A 19,504-nucleotide genomic window follows, 5' to 3' on the forward strand; every position below is an offset into this window, starting at 1 on the left:
TGGGGATGACTATCGGGCCGTCGATGGACGGCTTGTCGACTCCGACGTGCCCAGCGGCATGGTCAGGAAGTCCCGCCGCATCCCGAGGGTGGTGTCGGTGATGTGCATGGAGGTGGCTGCATCGGGGGCGCTCTCGGTCAGCGCGCGGATCGCGTCGATGGTCTCGGGCACGACGATGGCCTCGTTGAAGACCTGGTAGGTGAGATACACTTCGTCGCCGTTCACGGTGATGAGGTCCTCCCAGAGCGCCACCTCCCACATGTCGCCTCGTGGTCGACCGAGGTCCCGCATAAGTTCGATCGTGGAGTTCAGCGCGACGAGTCCGTCCGACATTCGAATGAAGGCGATGCGCGGCGCGGCACGGAACGCGTCGAGCACCTCATCCCTGCTCGCGTTCCTCGTCAGCTGCAGCGTCCAATAGTGGTTGTGCGTCTGCGTGTGGGCCCCCTTCGCCGCGATGGTGATGAGGTCGAGGTCCGGCAGCACGGTTTGCGCGTCCGGTCCCTGATGTGAGGGGATGGTCGCTTCGGGAACCATGGTGTTCATGATGCCACCCAGGTGCGATTCCCACGGGTCGGTCGCGCGGCGGATGAGCACGCCTCGAGCCTTGGCAAGGAGGTCCGCGTCCTGCAGTGCGCCGAGCACGCGGACGATGCTCGTGGTGTTGCACGACACCACGCGGGTGCTCTCCCGGCCGAGGGCACTGTCGTAGTTCGCCTGCGCGACGAACGAGTGCCCGGTCGTCTCATGCGACTCTCCGCCTTGGAGCACGAACTTGACGCCGGCCTCCCGGTACCGGTCGAGGTTCCCGGCCGCGACGTGCTTGGGAGTGGTGTCCACCACGATGTCGGCACCGCCGATGAGGTCCTGCAGCGTTCCGGCGATGTCGAGTCCCGCCGCACGCATGCCGTCGACCGCCTCGACAGTCGCGCCGAAGATCGGCGCCCTCCCAGCGGCGGCCCTGATGCGCCAATCGGTCGCGACATCGGCGATGCCCACCAACTCCATGTCTGGTTGCAGCTTCACCGCATCGGCGACCCGCTTTCCGATCACTCCGTATCCGTTGACGGCCACTCTGATCGTGCTCATTGCTGATCCTTCCGGTTCGTGGTGTGCTGCATCATTCAGGTTGGAGCGCCGCCCACGCCTTCCGGGCGCATGCGTGGCGCCAGCGGGAACTCCCGTGCTTCCCCTCCGGCGAGCAGCGCGTAGCGTCCTGTCACGCCGACCCGGACGGGCGGCGCGTTGCACGGCTGCAGAGAGACCGACAGCAGATCGGCGCGCACGGACACGTCGATCCGATGACCCCGGTATCCGACCTGGAAGCGTGCCCGCCCAAGATGGGCGGGCAGTCTCGGGTCGAAAGTCAGCGCGTTCGCCTCCGTTCGCAGGCCTGCGAAGGCGCGGATTACGATGTCGATCGTCCCGGACATGGCTCCGAGATGGATCCCTTCACGGGTGGTGCCGCCTTGCGTGTCGTCCAGGTCCGCGACCAAGGCCTCGCGGAAGGTCGACCAGGCGCGGACCTCGTCGAATCGCGACAGCACCGAGGCGTGCACCACGCGGCTGAGGGTCGAGCCGTCCGCGGTGCGTGGGAGGTAATACGCGACCGTGCGCTCCAGCTCCTGTTCGGTGCACTGATAGCCGAGCCGATGCAGTTGGTCGAGCACGCCTGCGGGTCCCAGGAGGTAGATCAGCATCAGCACATCCGCCTGCTTGGACAGCTTGTACCGGTCGGTCATGTCGTGCTCGGCCTCGAGGATCAGGTCCAGCCGCCCGATGTTGCCGTACGCGGCGCGATAGCGGGGCCAGTCGAGTTCGAGAAGATCTTCGTAGCCTTCGAACTGACTGATCACGCCATCGGCGTGGAAGGGGACGGCGAGGCGACTGCCGAGTCGGGACCACTGGTCGATCTCCTCTGCGGTGATGCGCAGCCGGTCGGCGAGGTCGTCGCCGGGGTGGCCCCGCAGCTCCCGCAGGACGTCGGCGGCGCGGTCGCAGAGCCAGGACAGCATCACGTTGGTGTACGCGTTGTCGCGCAGCCCGGCGCCGGGCGCGTCGGGGTAGCCGTCGTGGTACTCATCGGGTCCCATCACACCGTCGATGTGGTACCGCTCGGTGACTGGGTCCCATTCCGCGAAGGATGCGAACATCCGGGTGACCTCGACGATGAGCTCCGCGCCGCGGGCGGCGAGCCAGTCGCGGTCACCGGTGGTCTGGAAGTGCTGCCACGCGTTGTAGGCGACAGCAAGTCCGACATGGCGTTGACGGACGGAGTTGTCCGGCATCCAGCGGGCGGAGCGGGCGTTGTACAGCTGAGTCGGAGTCTCTTCGCGCCCGTCGCTCCCGCTCTGCCACGGGAAGAGCGCCCCTTCGAGTCCGTGCGCGCGGGCAGCGGTCCGGGCAGCACCCAGCCGGCGCCACCGGTACTCGAGGAGCGCCCGGCTGAGCGGCGGGAGCCGCATCCCGATGACGGGCACGACGAACAGCTCGTCCCAGAAGACGTGCCCGCGGTAGCCCTCTCCGTGCAGGCCCCGCGCAGGCACCCCTGCATCCAGCGCGGCGCCGTGTGCGGAGATCGTCTGCAGCAGGTGGAACACATGCAGGTTGAGGATCAGGCTGGACTGCCGGTCAGCATCGAGGGTGACGGCGAAACGGGCCCACAGGCGCCGCCACGCCGCCTCGTGATCTGCCAGCAGCGCGGCGAAGCCGCCGTCGTTGCGGGAGAGCTCCGCGAGCGCGGCGTCCGCCGGGGAGGTGATGGCGCCGTCACGAGAGGTCGCGACCGCCGCGGCCCTGTCGACCGTGACCGGTCGCCCGTCGGTGAGCAGGAGCTCGAACTGCCGCCGGTGCCGTCCGCCGTCGCGTTCGGCGTCGTGCGACGTCACCGCTGCGCCGTCGTCGAACGTCGTCCTGACCGCGACGGCGATGCCGATCCGGCTCTGACTCGTGCGCACGTCGCAGAGGACCGTTCCGATGTCCGGCTCACTGAACCCGGGATCCACGAGGTGCTGTGTGCTGGCGTAGGTGCGGACGTTGCCGTTCATCACGCCGGCGTCGATGCCGACCCGAACCGTCACGCGGCCGCTGAAACCGTCGGCTGTGATGGTGGTCTCCAGGCCCGCCAGATGCGGGTTGTGCATGGAGACGAGCCGCCGCTGCACGAGCGTGAGACGTTCCCCCTCCGGCCCGGCCAAGGTGGCCCGGCGAGTCAGCACACCGCGGCGCAGGTCGAGCTCGGTCCGCTCGTCCGAGGCGGCGATCTCTCCGGTCGACCACCACGGGCCATCACCGATGCGGATGTCGAGAGGGAGCCAGTTGGGGACGTTGACCAGGTGCTCCTCCTCCAGCTCGCGACCGTGGATCACGCCGGCGGCCCGGTTGTAGACCCCCGCCAGGTAGGTGCCGGGGTAGTGGACGCCGTCGTCGCGGCGCTCCGGGCGCGCACCCCGGGTGGCCATGTATCCGTTGCCCAGCGCCGTCAGTGCTTCTCTGTGACCCTCGTGCGCCGGATCGAATCCTTCGTAGACCAGCGTCCACGGGTCGGTGCGGGTAGCACCGAGGTCCAGTTCCGAGGCATCCCCGAGCACGACATCGGCACCGGCCATCTCCAGCTGCTCGCGGTTCCCCGTGCGATCGATGCCGACCACCAGTCCGAAGCCACCGCGGCGGCCGGCCCGAACGCCGGCGACCGCATCCTCGACGACAGCAGCAGCTCCTGGTGGCACCCCGAGACGGCGAGCGGCCTCGAGGAACATCGCCGGATCCGGCTTCCCGGGCAGATTCGCGTCCGCGGCGGTCTGCCCGTCGACGATCACGTCGAAGTCGACCTCGAGCCCGGCGGCGGCGAGGGCTGCACGGGCGTTGCGGCTGGCCGTGACCAGGCCCACGGGGATCCCGCCGGCGCGGAGCCGCTCCAGCAATGCCACGGTTCCCGGGTAGGCGTGGACGCCGTCGCGGCTCACGGCTTCGAGGAACAACGCGTTCTTGCGGGCGCCGAGGCCATGGACGGACCACGCCTCCGGCCCGTCGTCCGGAGTGCCGTCGGGAAGCTCGATGCCACGGGAGGCGAGGAAGGCGACCACTCCATCCTCCCGCTGCCGGCCGTCGACGTAGCGCCGGTAGTCCGAGCCCTCGTCGAACGGCCGCCTCGCGGCGTCTCCGGTGACCCGTGGATCCCGGAGAACGTCGTCGAAGAGCTGCTTCCACGCCGCCGCATGCACGGCGGCGGTCTGGGTGACCACTCCGTCCATATCGAACAGGACGGCCGCGTAGGGCAGTGCCGCGCCATGCCCAGCGCGCCCGAGCGCGCGGACCTCTTCGGCATGGCCTGACAGCCCCATGCTAGGCGGGCTCCTCGCGCGGCTCGTCCGGCGCCCGGTTCGCGGGACCCGAGGCCGGCGACCACTGCCACTCCCTGATCTCGGGCATGTCCTCGCCATGGGCGCGGATGTACTGGCTGTGCTCGATCAGCTTGTCCTTGAGCTCCTCGCGCACGTGCCCGGACGTCGCACGCAGCCTCGGCACCCGGTCGATGACGTCGATCGCCAGGTTGAAGCGATCGATCTGGTTGAGGACGCACATGTCGAACGGTGTCGTCGTGGTCCCCTCCTCCTTGTAGCCACGGACATGGAAGTTGTGGTGGTTGGTGCGCCGGTAGGTGAGCCGGTGGATCAGCCACGGGTAGCCGTGGTAGGCGAAGATCACCGGCGTGTCGGTGGTGAACAGCGCGTCGAAGTCGCCGTCAGCCAGGCCGTGCGGGTTCTCGGCGTCGTCCTGCAGCCGCATCAGGTCGACGACGTTGACCACCCGGATCCGCAGATCGGGGAAGCGGGCGCGCAGGATCTCGACGGCAGCGAGGGTCTCCATCGTGGGCACGTCCCCGGCGCAGGCCATCACGACATCGGGCGCAACGTCCGCGTCCGAGCTCGCCCAGTCCCAGATGCCGACGCCCTTGGTGCAGTGCACGACGGCGGAGTCCATGTCGAGGTACTGCAGCTGCGGCTGCTTGCCGGCCACGATCACGTTGACGTACTGACGGCTGCGCAGGCAGTGATCAGCGACAGACAGCAGCGTGTTCGCGTCCGGCGGCAGGTAGACGCGGATGACTTCGGGCTTCTTGTTGATGACGTGGTCGATGAAGCCCGGATCCTGATGGGAGAAGCCATTGTGGTCCTGCCGCCACACATGAGAGGTGAGGAGGTAGTTCAAGGAGGCGACCGGCCGGCGCCACTCGATGCCGTTGGTGGTGTCCAGCCACTTGGCGTGCTGATTGAACATCGAATCGACGATGTGCACGAACGCCTCGTAGCAGGAGAAGAATCCGTGTCGCCCCGTCAGCAGGTAGCCTTCCAGCCAGCCCTGGCAGGTGTGCTCCGACAGGATCTCCATCACCCGGCCGTCACGGGCCAGATGATCGTCCTCCGGCACCGTCCGTGCGTTCCATGTCCTGTCGGTCGCTTCCAGCACGGGGCCCAGCCGGTTGGAGTTGTTCTCATCCGGGGAGAAGACCCGGAAGTTGTGCATGTTCCGCGCCATCACGTCCCGCAGCATCTCGCCCAGCACGCGCGTCGACTCCACCGCCCCGGTGCCCGGTCGGCTCACCGGCACGGCGTAGTCGCGGAAGTCGGGCATCCGCAGGTCACGGAGCAGGACACCGCCATTGGCGTGCGGGCTGGCGCTCATCCGCCGTGTGCCGCCCGGATGCAGCGAGCGGATCGCTTCGACCGGGGCTCCGGCCTCGTCGAAGAGCTCCTCGGGCCGGTAGCTGCGCAGCCAATCCTCCAGCACCTGCCGGTGGCTGTCGTTCTCGCGCGCCGCGCTGAACGGCACCTGGTGGGAGCGCCAGGAGCCCTCGACCTTCTGCCCGTCCACCTCAGCCGGGCCCGTCCACCCCTTCGGGGACCGCAGCACGATCATGGGCCAACGAGGTCGGTCCGTCCCACCGTCCTCGGCGGCGCGACGCTTGATGTGCGCGATCTCGTCCAGGCAGGCATCGAGGATCCTGGCGAAGTCCTGGTGCATCTGCTCGGGGTCGTCGCCCTCGACGTAGTACGGCGTGTGGCCGTAGCCCCGCAGCAGACCATCCAGCTCATCGCGGTCGATCCGGGCCAGGACCGTCGGGTTGGCGATCTTGAAGCCGTTCAGGTGGAGGATCGGCAGCACCGTGCCGTCGCGGGCAGGATCGATGAACTTGTTCGAGTGCCAGCTGGCGGCCAGCGGGCCGGTCTCGGCCTCGCCGTCGCCCACGACCGCTGCCACGATGAGGTCCCGGTTGTCGAAGGCTGCCCCATAGGCGTGGGAGAGCGCATACCCCAGCTCCCCGCCCTCGTGGATGGAGCCAGGAGTCTCCGGGGCGACATGGCTCGGAATGCCGCCTGGGAAGGAGAACTGCTGGAACAGCCGGTGCATCCCCGCGGCATCCTGCGACACGTTCGGATAGGTCTCGCTGTACGTCCCTTCCAGCCATGCCGCCGCCACGGGCCCGGGGCCGCCGTGCCCAGGGCCCATGACGTACATCGTGTCCAGGTCGCGTTCCATGATCGCGCGGTTCAGGTGCGCGTAGATGAAGTTCAACCCGGGCGTCGTCCCCCAGTGGCCAAGCAGTCGCGGCTTGACGTGCTCCGGCAGCAGCGGCTCGCGCAGCAGCGGATTGCCCATCAGATAGATCTGGCCCACCGACAGGTAGTTCGCCGCCCGCCACCATGCGTGGATGCGATCCAGCTGCTGAGGGTCGAGGACGGGCGCCGGAGCGGTCTTGTCCTGAGCGTTCATGCGAACTCCTGCCTGCGACGTTGGTCGGTCGTCATGGTGCGATCGCCCCTACCGGAGGCTCGGCGCCGGGGACGGCCGGCTCTTCGTCGCGCTCGCGGTGGCGTTTCCCTGTTCCGGCAGGCGGAGCCGCTTCAGCAGGAGGGCGTTGACGGCGACGATCACGCTGGAGCCCGACATGGAGATGGCGGCGATCTCCGGGCTGAGCATGATGCCATACGCGGGGTAGAAGACGCCGGCGGCGATCGGCAGCGCGATGACGTTGTACCCGATCGCCCAGGCAAGGTTCTGTCGCATCTTGCGCACGGTGCCCTTGCCGATGCGCAGCGCGATGGGCACATCCAACGGATCGGAGCGCATCAGCACGACATCCGCGGTCTCGATGGCGACGTCGGTGCCGGCCCCGATCGCGATGCCCAAGTCTGCCTGCGCCAACGCGGGGGCATCGTTGACTCCGTCGCCGACCATCGCGACCCGCTTGCCGGCCTTCTGCAGCTCCGCCACCTTCGCGGATTTGTCGCCCGGCAGCACTTCCGCGATGACGCTGTCGATGCCGAGCTGCGCGGCGATCCGTTTCGCGGTCGCTTCGTTGTCGCCGGTGAGCATGACCACCTCGATGCCCGCCTCGTGCATGGCCGCGACGGCAGGGGCCGCCGTCTCTCGCACGGCATCGGCCAGGGCGATGACGCCGGCCGCCTTGCCGTCCACCGCCACCAGGACCGCCGTGCGGCCGGTCGAGGCGAGCCTCTCCCGCTCCTCTGCCACGGGTGCGATGTCGATGCCTTCGGCGATCATCAGCTTGCGATTGCCGACGAAGACCTTACTCCCGTTCACGGTCGCCCCCGCGCCGTGCCCTGGAACGTTCCGGAACGCGGTGGCGGCCGTCGCCGGCACCCCACGGGCAACGGCGTAGTTGACGACGGCACCGGCCAGCGGGTGCTCCGATTCCCGTTCCACGGCAGCGACGAGAGCCAGCAGCTCGTCCTCGTCGATGCCCTTGGCGATGAAGTCAGTGACTTCCGGCTCACCCTTGGTCAGGGTCCCGGTCTTGTCGATCACCACGGTGTCGATGCCGGCAGCGGTCTCCAGGGCTGTGGCGTTCTTGAACAGGACGCCGCGCTGGGCGCCCAGGCCGGTGCCGACCATGATCGCGGTGGGGGTCGCCAAGCCGAGGGCGTCGGGGCAGGTGATGACCACGACGGTGATGGCGAAGAGGATGGCCTGCGGCACGCCCGCTCCCGCGAGCCACCAAGTGAGGAACGTGGCCGATCCACCGATGAGGGCGACGAACACGAGCCAGAACGCTGCCTTGTCTGCCAGCCGCTGTCCCGGGGCCTTCGAGTTCTGCGCCTCCTGGACGAGCGCGACGATCTGCGCCAGCGCGGTGTCCGCACCGACCTTGGTCGCGCGGATCCGCAGCGTGCCGGAGGTGTTCACCGACGCGCCGATCACGTCGGCGCCCGGGGACTTGGCCACCGGGAGGCTCTCGCCGGTGACCATCGACTCGTCGATCTCCGACTCGCCGTCCTCGACCACACCGTCGGTGGGGACCTTCGAGCCCGGGCGCACGAGCATCAGGTCTCCCGGCATGACCTCGGCCGTGGGAACCTCGACGGTCTCCCCGTCGCGGATCACCACAGCCTGCGAGGGCGCCAGCTCGAGCAGCGTGCGGACGGCATCGTTGGCGCCGCCCCTCGCCCGCATCTCGACCCAGTGGCCGAGCAGCACGAAGGTGGCCAGCACCGTGGCTGCTTCGTAGAACACCTCGCCGCCGCCCGTCAGGGTGACGACGAGGCTGTAGAGCCAACCGGCACCAACGCCCACGGAGACGAGCACCATCATGTCGAGCGTCCGAGCCCTCAGCGCCCGGTAGGCGCCATCGAAGAAGATCCAGGCGGAGTAGAACATCACCGGGATCGAGAGGATGAGCATGAAGACATCGTCACGGAGCCCGAACGGTGCAGGGACGCTGAAGCCCAAGACCTCACGCCCGATGGGGGACCACAACGTGATCGGCACCGAGAGGAGCGCCGCGACCAGGAAGCGGTTCCGCATGTCGCGGATCATCGACGCCATGGACGCGCCGTGCCCGCCTCCGTGGCCCATGACCTCCTGCGCGTTCCGGGTGACGGGCGTGCCGTGGCCCTCATGGCTGCCGGCGTCCCTGGTCTCACTGTCCGGACCAGCTCCGGCGCGGGCAGCGGCGCCGGCGTGGCCTGTGTGGTCAGCACGGTCCTGCGTCGGCGCTGCCGTGACGGCAGCCGCGCCGTGGCCCGAATGGTCTCCGGCAACGGCATGACCGGCATGGGCCGCGCCGCCGGATCCGCCGTCGTCCATCGGGTCGCAGATGTGGTCGGGCACGGACTGGCCGGCGCAGTGATATCCGCACTCGCGCACCCACTTCGCCAGATCGGCGATGGAAGTCATGGCCGGGTCGAAGGTGACGTTCGCCGTCTGCGAGACGGGATTCACTTCCACCTGCAGCACACCCGGCTGGCGGGACAGGGTGGCCTCAGCGACAGCCTTCGACGAGCCCCAGTGGACGCCCGCCACCTCGATGACTGCGGTACGTGTTCTCTCGCTCATGCCCGTCCATCCCCCTCAGGAGATCGACAGCTGAGCGACCTGGGCCGAACTGGCCCCCGTCTTCGGGCGTGACCGCCCGTTCAGTCTGTCAATGCTCCGCTCGGTCGAGTCTCCCGCTCACATGCGCTACTCCGCACTTTACACAAAGGCGCGCAGCTCTTGACAAAGGCGCGCAGCTCTTGATCGCGAGTCTCGGTGTGGAGAGCTGTCGGTCGAGGGTGTCCCCATCGAACGGCTCTGGCCAGTCAGCGTCGAGCAGGTCGAGAGCCTCGCGACGCGCTGCAGACCGCACTGGGATCCCAGCATCGGGTGCTCGCAGGACCGTCGGCGCGCGGGCGGGAGTAGGGTGACGAAATGATGGACACGCGATGCGTCCCGCGGAGGTGGTCTGGTGGCGAAGGATGAGCAATTCCGTATCGCGGTCGGAGTGGATGGTTCGCGACTGTCCGAGCTGGCTCTCGCTTGGGCGATCACAGAAGGCCGTCTCCGACGCGCGACCGTCCGGGTGCTGACCGCCTGGCAGTACCCGCTGGTGGTCGCCGGCATGGAGGGCGTCTTGAACGACTCGAACGTCGAGGCCGCCGCGCGGCACACCCAGGCACTGGTCCTGGGCAAGGTCCCACATGAGGGCGTCGACGTGACAGCAGAGGTGGTGCACGGTTCGGGCTCTGCCGTGCTGATCGATGCCTCCAAGCAGGCCGACATCGTGGTGATCGGATCCCGCGGACATGGCGGCTTCGGTGGCCTCCTACTGGGGTCGGTGTCGACGCAGGTCGTCCACCACGCAGGGTGCTCCGTGATGGTCGTGCGCGACCGGCGTCACTGAACCCGTTCCCCGGGAAGCGCTACGGCAGCGCCAATTGAGGGCGGTTGGATACCGTCGGTGCTCACGGCGGCTCGAGAACCCCGACCTGTCGGTCGAAAGTGTTCTCATCGAACGGCGCCCTCCCCTCGCGACAGAGGATGAGGATGTGCAGGTCCCTGCAGACGATCGTCATGGACGATGATCGCTGTGCAGAGTCCATTCAGCCGCGGCCCGCTCGGCCCGATGCCCGTCGCTGAGCCGGGCGTCCGCTCGCGATCACCGCCGGGCGGGGCGCATGAGCCCTGCGGCAAGGGCCGCCGCCACGACGGCGATCCCGGCATTGACCGTGATAGCGATGGCGAATCCCTCGAGGAAGGCGGCATGATGCGCTGGGCCGATGCCGCCTGCGAACGCGCCGTTCGGACCGAACGAGGAGCCGATGATCACGCTCATGACTGCGATGCCGAGCGCAAGCCCGGTGGCCTGAACCGAATTGAGGACCCCAGCCTCCATGCCGTACTCGGAACCGGCACCCGGGCTGAGGGCCGGCGCGGTAGTGGGAGTGCGCGCGATCCCGATTCCGATCCCGGTGAGCGCCGGCCAGAACGTGAGGGCGATCTCCCCGGCACCGAGGCCGAGCGCTCCGAGACCGACGAGCCCGACGGCCAGCAGCAGCATACCGGCAGTGACGACGGTCCGGCTGGTCAGTCGCGCTGCGAGCGGGCCGACGAGCGGCGCCACGAGGACGATGGCGAGGGTCAGCGGAAGGAGACTCAGCGCCGCTTGAAGTGACGAGAGCGCGAGCACGGCCGGCAGGTACAGAGCCAGGAAGAAGAACAGGCTGCACATCACGGCCGTGGAGAGCAGCGTGACGAGGACGGCACCGGTGAACACACGGTCTCGGAACAGCCCAAGGTCCACGAGCGGGTCTCGAGTCCGCCGTTCATGCACCACGAAGAGCGCGGCAGAAGCGATGGTGATCGCGGTGAGGATCAAGACGGGGGTGAGGACCACCCTCCGCTGCTCGACTGATTCACGGCGAGCACGAGCCCGACCAGCGCGATCGCCGAGAGGAGCACCCCGACGGGGTCGATCCGCTTGCGCACCCTGGCAGGTCCTGGCCGCGGCAGGATCAGCCGTGTGACGAGCCAAGCCAGGGCGCCGAGCGGCACGTTCAGAAGGAAGATCCATGGCCAGCCGAGCGAATCGTTCACCACCGCGCCGAACAGCGGCCCGATGCCGAGGGCGCTCGCCGACACGCCGGCCCAGATGCCCAACGCCAGGCCTCGATGACGGCGAGCGCGTCGGCGGGCACCGGGGCGCCGGCGCACGAGGACGACATCTTCGCGACACCGCCGAAGCCGACAAACGCGTGCATCGAGTCGAGCGGCCGCTGCCAGCCGAACACCGGTGCGAGCTCCAGACCGACCTGGAAGGACGAGCTGGGCGACTGGTGGTCGACGCCGGAGGGCTTGAACACGACCTTCTCGGACGCCCAGCGCATGGGCCAGTCGTCCGTCCAGACGAGCTTGCCGGAGCATAGGTCGCGGAGCCTCACCATCTCGCGGTGCCGCACTGGCACGCGCACGTCATCTTGGTCGACTCGTCGTCGTACGCCTCGATGATCGTGAGGTCCTTGCCGCAGCTCATGCCGTAGGGGTAGTGCTCGGCTCCGCCGGAGCCGTTGACACCACCGGCCGCGCCGGAGGAGGCTTCGAGCGCCCGCCGTCGGGCTCCTCGAGGACCACCTGCGCCACTGCGCCGCCGACGCCGCCCGTGCCGGCGACGACGTCGCCGAAGAGAAGATCCGCTGAACCGCTCGATGCCGCACAACCGGTCGACCTGAAGGCAGGTGCCCGCCCAAATCGGGCGGGCACTGACTTTCAGGAGGCTCAGGTGATGTCGATGAACACCGGGGCCGAACCGCCGATGTCGACACCGGCGATCACGGTGTTGAAGCCGGACCAGCCACCATGCACCGCACGGCCACCACCGATGCAGATGCCGATGTGCGCGCGCCCCACGCCACCGTCGGCGTAGTAGATGACGTCACCGGGCGAGGCGGCCGACATCGGAATCGTCGGGCCGAGGTTGAACAGCGAGTTCATCCCTGAATGCGGCAGCCCCGCTGCAGCGATTGCGCTGCGCTCAGCAGCGGTCAGAAAAGTTTGAGCCGTCTCGACAGTCCTCACGACTAGCCCCCGATCGTCGCTTGAAGCGCCAATCTGGGGACGCCGCGAGACCTCGTAGACCCCACGATTCATGCGGTTGACTAGGGTCTTTGTCTTCGGGGAGGAGTTGCCGAACGTGCTACCCAGGCACCCAGATGAAGGCCCGGAGGAGATCCTCCGGGCCTTCACTCGTGCTCGGGCGCAGCATCCGGCGTGCGACGGATGCGGATCGGCCCGCGCGCGAGCTCGGGGTCGACCTCGCTCCCCCGCTGCGTGATCACGACCTCGCCGCGCTCGACGAGCCGCGCGGCGGCCGCCCGCGCGTCGTCCATGCGCGGCCGCCACGCCGCCGGGTCGTCGCCCGCGACGCGCCGTGCCGCATCGCTCGGGCAGATGGTGGCGCCGTCGCGGCGCTCGGCGAGCAGCGCGAGGATGGCCGCCTCCATCGCGGCGTCGTCGGCGCTCATGCCTCACGCGGCAGGATCTCGCCGATCGGCTCGCGCTTCTCGGCCTGGAAGCGGTCCTCGGTGCGGCCGAGCGCCCAGTAGCCCGAGAGCGACACGCGGTCGCGGGGCAGCCCGCGCCGATCGAGCAGCTCGTCGCGCATCGCCTTCATCGACTCCCGCTCGCCGTGCACGAACGCGTGCACCCGGCCCTCCGGCAGCGCCAGCGCCGCGACTGCGTCGGCGAGCAGCCGTGTCGTCGCGATGCTCGGCTCGCCGCGGTGCAGCCAGCGCACCTCGACGCCCGCCGGGTGCCGCAGCGGGATCTCCTCCGAGGCATCCCGCGCCTCGAGGATCGCGATGCCGCGCGCGTCGGCCGGCAGCGCCTCGAGCGCGCTCGCGATGGCGGGCAGCGCCGACTCGTCGCCCGCGAGCAGGTGCCAGTCGGCCGTCGGGTCGGGGGCGTAGGCGCCGCCGGGGCCGCTGAGCACCACGCGCTCCCCCGGCTGCGCCCGGGCCGCCCACGGGCCGGCGATCCCCGCGTCGCCGTGCACGACGACATCGATCGCGAGCGCGTCGTCGGCGACCGCGCGCACCGTGTAGGTGCGCGTGACCGGCAGGTCCTCGGGGGCGAGCGACTCGCGCAGCGCCGCGAGGTCGTAGGGCGGCTCGAGGCCGAGCTCGGGCTTCGCGAACGAGAGCTTCACGTAGGCGTCGGTGAACGCGTTGGGCGCAAACGTCGCGAACCCGCCCCCGCCGATCCACACGCGCACGAGGCTCGGACCGATGCGCTCGGTGCGGATGACCTCCATGACGTGCTGCGGACGCTTCGGGCGGGGCGGGCGGCCGGGGATGCTCATGGTGCTCCCGACGCTAGCAGCGGGCTCGCGCCCGGCGGCCGTCGATAGGCTCGAGCGCATCGCGCACAGCCGAGGGGGACGCATGCTCGAGATGGGCCACGAGGCGTTCGAGGAGCTCGTGACGGAGGTGCTCGACGCGCTGCCGGACGAGATGGTCGAGGATCTCGACAACGTCGTGTTCCTGGTCGAGGACGAGCACCCCGAGGAGGACCTGCTCGGCATCTACGAGGGCGTCGCGATCACCGACCGCGGGCAGTACGGCTTCGGCGAGCTGCCGGACCGCATCATGGTCTACCGGCTGCCGCACCTCGACGCGAGCGAGACGCTCGAGGAGCTGCGCGCCGAGGTGCGCACGACGCTCGTGCACGAGATCGCGCACTTCTACGGGATCGACGACGAGCAGCTCCACGAGCTGGGGTGGGCGTAGCCGCCCACCCCTCGCCCGCTACGCGGCAGGCGTCGCGTCGGCGAGCGCCGTGGTGTCGATGACGAAGCGGAAGCGCACGTCGCCGTCGACCACCCGGTCGTACGCGGCATCCACGTCGTCGATGCCGATCCGCTCGATGACGGCGCCGATGCCGTGCTCGGCGCAGAAGTCGAGCATCTCCTGCGTCTGCCGGATGCCGCCGATGTTGGAGCCCGCGAGCACCTTGCCGCCCATGATGAGCGAGCCGAGGTGCAGCGGCTGCGGCGCCGGCGGCAGGCCGACGTTCACCATTGCGCCGTGCGGCTTGAGGATCGACAGGTAGGTGCCGAGGTCGAGGTCGGCGCTCACGGTGTTGAGGATGACGTCGAACTCGCCCTTGTGCGCCTCGGCCCAGCCGTCCTCGCCGGTCGCGATCGTGCTGGCGGCACCCAGCTCCTTCGCGAGCTCGGCCTTCGCGAGGCTGCGCGAGAGCACCGTGACCTCGGCGCCCTTCGCGGCCGAGAGCTGCACGCCCATGTGGCCGAGCCCGCCGAGGCCGACGACGGCCACCTTCTTGCCGGGGCCCACGCCCCAGCGGTCGATCGGCGAGTAGAGCGTGATGCCGGCGCAGAGCAGCGGCGCCGCGACGTCGAGCTCGAGCCCATCCGGGATGCGCAGCACGAAGCGCTCGTCGACCACGACGCGCTCGCTGTAGCCGCCCTGCGTGATGGTGCCGTCGCGGTCGACGGCGGCATAGGTGCCGACGGCGCCGTTCAGGCAGTCCTGCTCCTCGTCGGCGAGGCACTGCTCGCACTCGCCGCACGAGTCGACGAGGCAGCCGACGCCGACGCGGTCGCCGACGGCGTGGCGCGTGACCGCGTCGCCGACGGCCTCGACGATGCCCGCGATCTCGTGGCCGACCGTGAGCGGGAAGGGCGCGGCGCCCCACTCGTCGCGGATGGTGTGGATGTCGCTGTGGCAGATGCCGGCGGCCTGGATGGAGATGACCACGTCGTTCGGGCGCGGGTCGCGGCGCTCGATCGTGGCGACGCGGAACGGCTGGTCGGCTGCGGTCTTCTGCAGCGCCTTCGTCGGGATGGGCATGCGGCCTCCTCGAGGATCGTGCGGCATCGGCGGATGCCGGCGGCAAGCCTACGCGCCGGATGCAGGGAGCCCGCCCGGCGGCGGCCCCGCGGTGTCGCGCACCTCGTCGGCGAGCGCGACCGGGCCGTTGGCGGCGATGTGCGCGTCCTCCTGCTCGCGCCAAAGCATCCACCACGAGTCGTCGCCGTCGCGCTCGAGCGCCCGCGCCCGCCGGACCGCCTCGGGCGCCTCGAGCCAGATCGCGAGGTCGGCATGCTCGCGGCTCTCGAGCGTGAGCGAGCCGCAGCCCTCGACGACGAGCGCCTCGCCGGGCTCCGCGCTGTCCTCGGCGCCCCAGTCGCCCACCGCCCAGTCCCAGCGGCGCCAGACGGCGCGCCGCCCCTCGGCGAGCGGCGCGAGGATGCCGCGCTCGAGCAGCCGCGAGCCGGTCGCGAGCCCGTGCCAGCCGGCGTAGAGGTCGTCCATGTGGATGATGCGCGCACCGGAGCCGGCGGCGATGCGCTCGGCGAGGGCCGTCTTGCCCGAGCCGGAGCGCCCGTCGACGATCGTGATGGTCACTGCGCCCCCTCCCACACCGGTGCGAACGATCCTGCCGCGAGCGACGCCCCGATCGCGGTCGCCGCGACGGCGATCGCCAGGATCAGCAGCAGCCCGTCGGCGCGGCCGACGGTCGAGGGCCGCGCCCAGGTGCGCTCCGCGCCGCCGAAGCCGCGTGCCTCCATCGCAGTCGCGAGCGTGCCGCCGCGGCGCAGCGCAACCACGAGCAGCGCGAAGGCCGCCTGCAGCGCGCGCCGCACCGCGCCCGTGTCGCCGAGGCCCCGTGCCCGGCGGGCGAGCGCGATCTGCCGCCAGTCCTCGGCCAGCACGCCGAACAGCCGCGTGCCGGCGAGCGCCGCGAGCACGAACCGGTGCGGCAGGCGCGCGACCTGCGCGAGCCCGTCGGCGAGCCGCGTCGGGTCGAGGCCCACGAGCGCCACGAGCGTCGGCACGCCCAGCGCGAGCACGCGCAGCCCGATCGCAAGCGCGAGCTCGATCGAGCGGTCGCTGATGGTGGCGAGCCAGACCTGGGCGTGGATGCGCCCGGCCGGCTCGGCGTAGAGCAGCATGCTCACCGCCGACAGCGGCGCGGCGATGAGCAGCGGCCACGTGCGGCGCAGCACGGTGCGGAGCCCGATGCCCGCGGCCGCGAAGACCACGAACCACGCGGCGAGCGCGACCGCGGCGCTCACGATGTCGATCGTGAGCAGCATGGGGATCGAGTAGAGCACCGCCGCGAGCAGCGGCGTGACCGGGTTGACCCGAGCGAGCGCGCTCACCGCTCGCCGCCCAGCCGCAGCACGCGGTCGCCGAGCACGCGCTCGACGTCGGCGTCGTGCGTCACGGCGACGACGGCGCAGCCGCGGTCGTCTACGAGCGAGGCGATGAGGCGCACGAGCTCGCTCCACGTGCGGCGGTCCTGGCCGAACGTGGGCTCGTCGAGCACCATCACGCGCGGCGCGGGCGCGAGCACCGTCGCCACCGAGAGCCGGCGCTGCTCGCCGCCGGAGAGCGTGAAGGGGTTGGCGTCGGCGAGCGCGTCGAGCCGCAGCGCGGCGAGCAGCCCGCCGACGCGCGCGTCAACCTCAGGCTCGGGCAGCCGGAGCGCCCGCAGCCCCGCCGCGACCTCGTCGCGCACGCGCGCGGCGACGAACTGGTGCTCCGGCTGCTGGAAGACCGTGCCGATGCGGCTCGCCAGCTGCTTCGGCCGCCAGCGGATGGGCGCCTCGGCCGCGAGCTCGCGCCGCAGCGGCGCAGTGGCCCGCACGGCGCCCGCGACCGGTGGCAGCAGGCCGGCGAGCGTCAGCGCGAGGGTCGACTTGCCGGCGCCGTTGCGCCCGGTGACGACGAGCGCCTCCCCCGCGCGCACCTGCACGTCGAGCGGCTCGTGCACGGCGGCGCCGTCGCGGCCGGAGCGCAGCGCCTCCCCCACGAGGAGCGCCTCGCCCGGATGCCGGCCGCCGCGGGCGACCTCGACCGGGAGCCCCGGCACCCAGACGCCGTCGTGCGCGAGCTGCGTGCGGTGGGCGTCGAGGACGGCGGCCGGCGAGCCGTCGGCCACCGCTCCGCCTCCTGCCGCGAGCACGACGACGCGGTCGACGACCGGCAGCCACGTCTCGACGCGGTGCTCGACGACCACGAGCGTCGCCCCGGTCTCGGCGGCGACGCGAGCCACGGCATCCCGCACCTCCACGACCCCCTCGGGGTCGAGGTTGGCGGTCGGCTCGTCGAGCAGGATGAGCCCCGGCCGCATCGCGAGCACGCCCGCGAGCGCGAGGCGCTGCCGCTGGCCGCCCGAGAGCGCCGCCGTCGACCGGTCGAGCGCCACGTCGAGCCCGACCGCGGCGAGCGCCTCGCGCACGCGCCGCCAGATCTCGTCGCGCGGCACGGCGAGGTTCTCGCAGCCGAACGCCACGTCGTCGCCGACGCGGGACAGGATGGTGTTGGCCTGCGGATCCTGCAGCACGAGGCCGGCGGAGCCGCGCAGCCCGGCCGGGTGCGCGCCGTCGACGGCGAGGTCGCCGGTCTCGTCGCCCTCGTCCTCGCCGCCCAGCACACCCGCGAGCGCCGCGAGCAGGGTCGACTTGCCGGCGCCCGAGGGGCCGAGCAGCAGCACGCGCTCTCCGGGCTCGACATCGAGGTCGAGCCCGGCGACGGCGGGCACCGTGCGGCCTGCGTGCCGCCAGCCCCACCCGCGCGCGCGGATGCGGGAGCCGGTCACCGGGCGCGCGACCGCCCCGACGCGAAGCGGTCGAGCACGCCGGTCGCGGCGAGCGCGCGCGTCAGCAGCCAGCCGACGAGGCCGGCGAGCAGCGCGCCGGAGACGACGAGGCTGCCGAGGTAGATGCCGAGGAACTCGGGGCTCTTCGCGAGGTTGCCGCTCAGGAACAGCTCGAGCACGAAGGCGGCGACGGCCGCGCCGACGCCCGCGAGCATCGCGACCGGCAGCCCGAAGCGGCGGTAGGCGAAGAGCAGGAAGACGAGCTCGGCGCCGAGGCCCTGCGCGATGCCGGAGTAGACCGTCTCGATCGACCACTGGCTGCCCAGCAGCATCGACACGCTCGCGGCGAGCAGCTCGACGAACAGCGCGGCGCCGGGCTTCCTGATGATGAGGCCGCCGAGCACGCCGCCGATGAGCCAGATGCCGACGGCGAGGCCGCCGAAGCCGGGCGTGAGCGCGTCCATGGCGGTGAACCAGGCGTAGCCGACGCTGTTCCAGAGCACGAACAGGAGGCCGGTGGCGACGCCGAGCACGGCGGCGACGACGATGTCGACGACGCGCCAGCGGGTGCGGGTGCGCGCGGGCGCCGTCGACGGGGCGGATGCGGTGGGTGCGGTGGTCATTCGGTGCCTTCCTCGGATGAGATGGCACGGGTGCAGTGTCCTCCCTGCGCTGGCATGATCCAGATCAGGTTTGACGGTCGAAGGCTTCGGCCTTCCTCTCAGCCCGGCGCACCGGACTCCCGTGTCGACAGCCACTCTAGCCCCGCCGCGGCGGCGGACGGGGCACCTAGGCTGGGAGGGTGCAGCGCATCGGATCGTTCGTGGCCATCGGCGACAGCTTCACCGAGGGGGTGGGCGACGAGCTGCCCGACGGCTCGGTGCGCGGATGGGCCGACTTCGTCGCCGCCGGGCTCGCCTCGGCGCAGGGAGCGCCGGTGCGCTACGCGAACCTGGCCATCCGCGGCCGCAAGCTCGGGCCCATCGTGCACGAGCAGCTCGACGCGGCCATCGCGCTCGGGCCGGACGCCATCAGCATCAACGGCGGCGGCAACGACATCCTGCGCCCGAAGGTCTCGATCGAGCACGTCGGCGAGCGCCTCGCCGACGCCGCCCACCGCATCGCCGCCGCGGGCATCCGCCCCATCCTGCTCTCGGGCGGCAACCCGAGCGGCGTGATGCCGATCGGCGCAGTCATGCAGCGGCGCGGCGACGCGCTCGCGCGCGCGGTGGAGTCGCGGATCGGCGACCTCGACGCGCCCTACGTCGACAACTGGTCCGACCCCGAGCTCGCCGCGCCGCGCTTCTGGTCGCGCGACCGCCTGCACCTCAACGCCGCAGGCCACGCCCACGTCGCGCGCAACGTGCTGCGGGCGCTCGGCATGCCGGCGCCGGAGGCCTGGCGCGACCTCGCGGGCGCGTCGACCGCCGAGGGCCGCCGCGACCTCATGTACTACCGCGAGTACGTGCTGCCGTGGCTCGGGCGGCGCTTCACCGGCCGCTCCTCCGGCGACGGCCGCGACCCGAAGCTGCCCGCCTTCGTCGAGGTGCCGCCGATCGTCTGAGCGCCCCTCGGCGCACGAGCGAGGGCCGCGGCTCCC

Annotated in this window: 18 protein-coding genes and 1 riboswitch; of the genes, 3 read left to right on the forward strand and 15 right to left on the reverse strand. The window is 70.9% G+C overall.

Features of this window, described 5'->3' with window-relative positions:
* Positions 1 to 9: 9 nt before the first annotated feature.
* The 4 genes from MU522_RS12390 to MU522_RS12405 are packed head-to-tail and all read right to left on the reverse strand — an operon-like array spanning position 10 to position 9,357.
* Positions 10 to 1,089 carry a type II glyceraldehyde-3-phosphate dehydrogenase gene (locus MU522_RS12390; protein WP_246991410.1) on the reverse strand — a complete coding sequence of 360 codons (1,080 nt, stop codon included), beginning with the start codon at positions 1,087 to 1,089 and terminating at the stop codon, positions 10 to 12.
* 35 nt (positions 1,090 to 1,124) lie between these two features.
* Positions 1,125 to 4,343, reverse strand: coding sequence for a beta-phosphoglucomutase family hydrolase (locus tag MU522_RS12395; protein WP_246991411.1), 3,219 nt, complete (start codon positions 4,341 to 4,343; stop codon positions 1,125 to 1,127).
* Position 4,344: 1 nt separating this feature from the next.
* Positions 4,345 to 6,774, reverse strand: a complete 2,430-nt coding sequence (locus MU522_RS12400; RefSeq protein WP_246991412.1) for a phosphoketolase family protein — start codon at positions 6,772 to 6,774, stop codon at positions 4,345 to 4,347.
* 48 nt (positions 6,775 to 6,822) lie between these two features.
* Entirely contained in the window at positions 6,823 to 9,357 is a 2,535-nt protein-coding gene (locus MU522_RS12405) for a heavy metal translocating P-type ATPase (protein WP_246991414.1), read from the reverse strand.
* A gap of 391 nt (positions 9,358 to 9,748) precedes the next feature.
* Here MU522_RS12405 and MU522_RS12410 point away from each other — a divergent pair, with 391 nt between their 5' ends.
* The gene (locus MU522_RS12410) at positions 9,749 to 10,183 is read left to right on the forward strand and encodes a universal stress protein (protein WP_246991416.1); all 435 of its coding nucleotides are present in this window, start codon (positions 9,749 to 9,751) and stop codon (positions 10,181 to 10,183) included.
* 255 nt (positions 10,184 to 10,438) lie between these two features.
* Here the strand turns inward: MU522_RS12410 and MU522_RS12415 are convergent, their stop codons facing one another.
* From MU522_RS12415 to MU522_RS12440, 6 genes are all read right to left on the reverse strand, one after another.
* Positions 10,439 to 11,176 (reverse strand): hypothetical protein, encoded by a 738-nt coding sequence (locus MU522_RS12415; protein ID WP_246991418.1) that lies wholly within the window; start codon positions 11,174 to 11,176, stop codon positions 10,439 to 10,441.
* Positions 11,155 to 11,439 (reverse strand): hypothetical protein, encoded by a 285-nt coding sequence (locus MU522_RS12420; RefSeq protein ID WP_246991420.1) that lies wholly within the window; start codon positions 11,437 to 11,439, stop codon positions 11,155 to 11,157. The genes MU522_RS12415 and MU522_RS12420 overlap by 22 nt, the downstream gene beginning before the upstream one ends.
* On the reverse strand, positions 11,373 to 11,723 hold the full coding sequence (locus MU522_RS12425) for a hypothetical protein (protein ID WP_246993556.1): 351 nt from the start codon (positions 11,721 to 11,723) through the stop codon (positions 11,373 to 11,375). The genes MU522_RS12420 and MU522_RS12425 overlap by 67 nt, the downstream gene beginning before the upstream one ends.
* Positions 11,724 to 12,054: 331 nt before the next feature.
* A complete protein-coding gene (locus MU522_RS12430; protein ID WP_246991422.1) occupies positions 12,055 to 12,270 on the reverse strand; it encodes a hypothetical protein in 216 nt (71 codons plus the stop codon).
* 248 nt (positions 12,271 to 12,518) lie between these two features.
* Positions 12,519 to 12,800: a DUF3253 domain-containing protein gene (locus MU522_RS12435; RefSeq protein WP_246991424.1), complete on the reverse strand. Its 282-nt coding sequence runs from the start codon at positions 12,798 to 12,800 to the stop codon at positions 12,519 to 12,521.
* Positions 12,797 to 13,636 carry a siderophore-interacting protein gene (locus tag MU522_RS12440; RefSeq protein WP_246991426.1) on the reverse strand — a complete coding sequence of 280 codons (840 nt, stop codon included), beginning with the start codon at positions 13,634 to 13,636 and terminating at the stop codon, positions 12,797 to 12,799. The genes MU522_RS12435 and MU522_RS12440 overlap by 4 nt, the downstream gene beginning before the upstream one ends.
* Positions 13,637 to 13,718: 82 nt before the next feature.
* Here MU522_RS12440 and MU522_RS12445 point away from each other — a divergent pair, with 82 nt between their 5' ends.
* Positions 13,719 to 14,063, forward strand: a complete 345-nt coding sequence (locus tag MU522_RS12445) for a metallopeptidase family protein (RefSeq protein WP_128190524.1) — start codon at positions 13,719 to 13,721, stop codon at positions 14,061 to 14,063.
* Positions 14,064 to 14,081: 18 nt separating this feature from the next.
* Here MU522_RS12445 and MU522_RS12450 read toward each other — a convergent pair whose 3' ends face one another.
* Genes MU522_RS12450 through MU522_RS12470 form a run of 5 tightly spaced genes read right to left on the reverse strand, consistent with a single transcriptional unit; the run spans position 14,082 to position 18,527 of the window.
* Complete coding sequence (locus tag MU522_RS12450) at positions 14,082 to 15,146, reverse strand: NAD(P)-dependent alcohol dehydrogenase (RefSeq protein ID WP_246991428.1); 1,065 nt, start codon at positions 15,144 to 15,146, stop codon at positions 14,082 to 14,084.
* 48 nt (positions 15,147 to 15,194) lie between these two features.
* Positions 15,195 to 15,704 carry a hypothetical protein gene (locus MU522_RS12455; RefSeq protein ID WP_246991430.1) on the reverse strand — a complete coding sequence of 170 codons (510 nt, stop codon included), beginning with the start codon at positions 15,702 to 15,704 and terminating at the stop codon, positions 15,195 to 15,197.
* Positions 15,701 to 16,462 (reverse strand): energy-coupling factor transporter transmembrane component T, encoded by a 762-nt coding sequence (locus tag MU522_RS12460; RefSeq protein WP_246991432.1) that lies wholly within the window; start codon positions 16,460 to 16,462, stop codon positions 15,701 to 15,703. Before MU522_RS12460 ends, MU522_RS12455 begins: the two co-directional genes overlap by 4 nt.
* Positions 16,459 to 17,904: an ABC transporter ATP-binding protein gene (locus tag MU522_RS12465; protein WP_246991434.1), complete on the reverse strand. Its 1,446-nt coding sequence runs from the start codon at positions 17,902 to 17,904 to the stop codon at positions 16,459 to 16,461. The genes MU522_RS12460 and MU522_RS12465 overlap by 4 nt, the downstream gene beginning before the upstream one ends.
* Complete coding sequence (locus tag MU522_RS12470; protein WP_246991436.1) at positions 17,901 to 18,527, reverse strand: ECF transporter S component; 627 nt, start codon at positions 18,525 to 18,527, stop codon at positions 17,901 to 17,903. The genes MU522_RS12465 and MU522_RS12470 overlap by 4 nt, the downstream gene beginning before the upstream one ends.
* A gap of 23 nt (positions 18,528 to 18,550) precedes the next feature.
* Positions 18,551 to 18,660, reverse strand: a riboswitch (TPP riboswitch).
* Between the two features lie 46 nt (positions 18,661 to 18,706).
* Here MU522_RS12470 and MU522_RS12475 point away from each other — a divergent pair.
* Positions 18,707 to 19,468 (forward strand): SGNH/GDSL hydrolase family protein, encoded by a 762-nt coding sequence (locus MU522_RS12475; RefSeq protein WP_246991438.1) that lies wholly within the window; start codon positions 18,707 to 18,709, stop codon positions 19,466 to 19,468.
* Positions 19,469 to 19,504: the final 36 nt, after the last annotated feature.

The sequence above is a fragment of the Agrococcus sp. SCSIO52902 genome (genome assembly GCF_022983135.1).
GTDB lineage: Bacteria > Actinomycetota > Actinomycetes > Actinomycetales > Microbacteriaceae > Agrococcus > Agrococcus sediminis.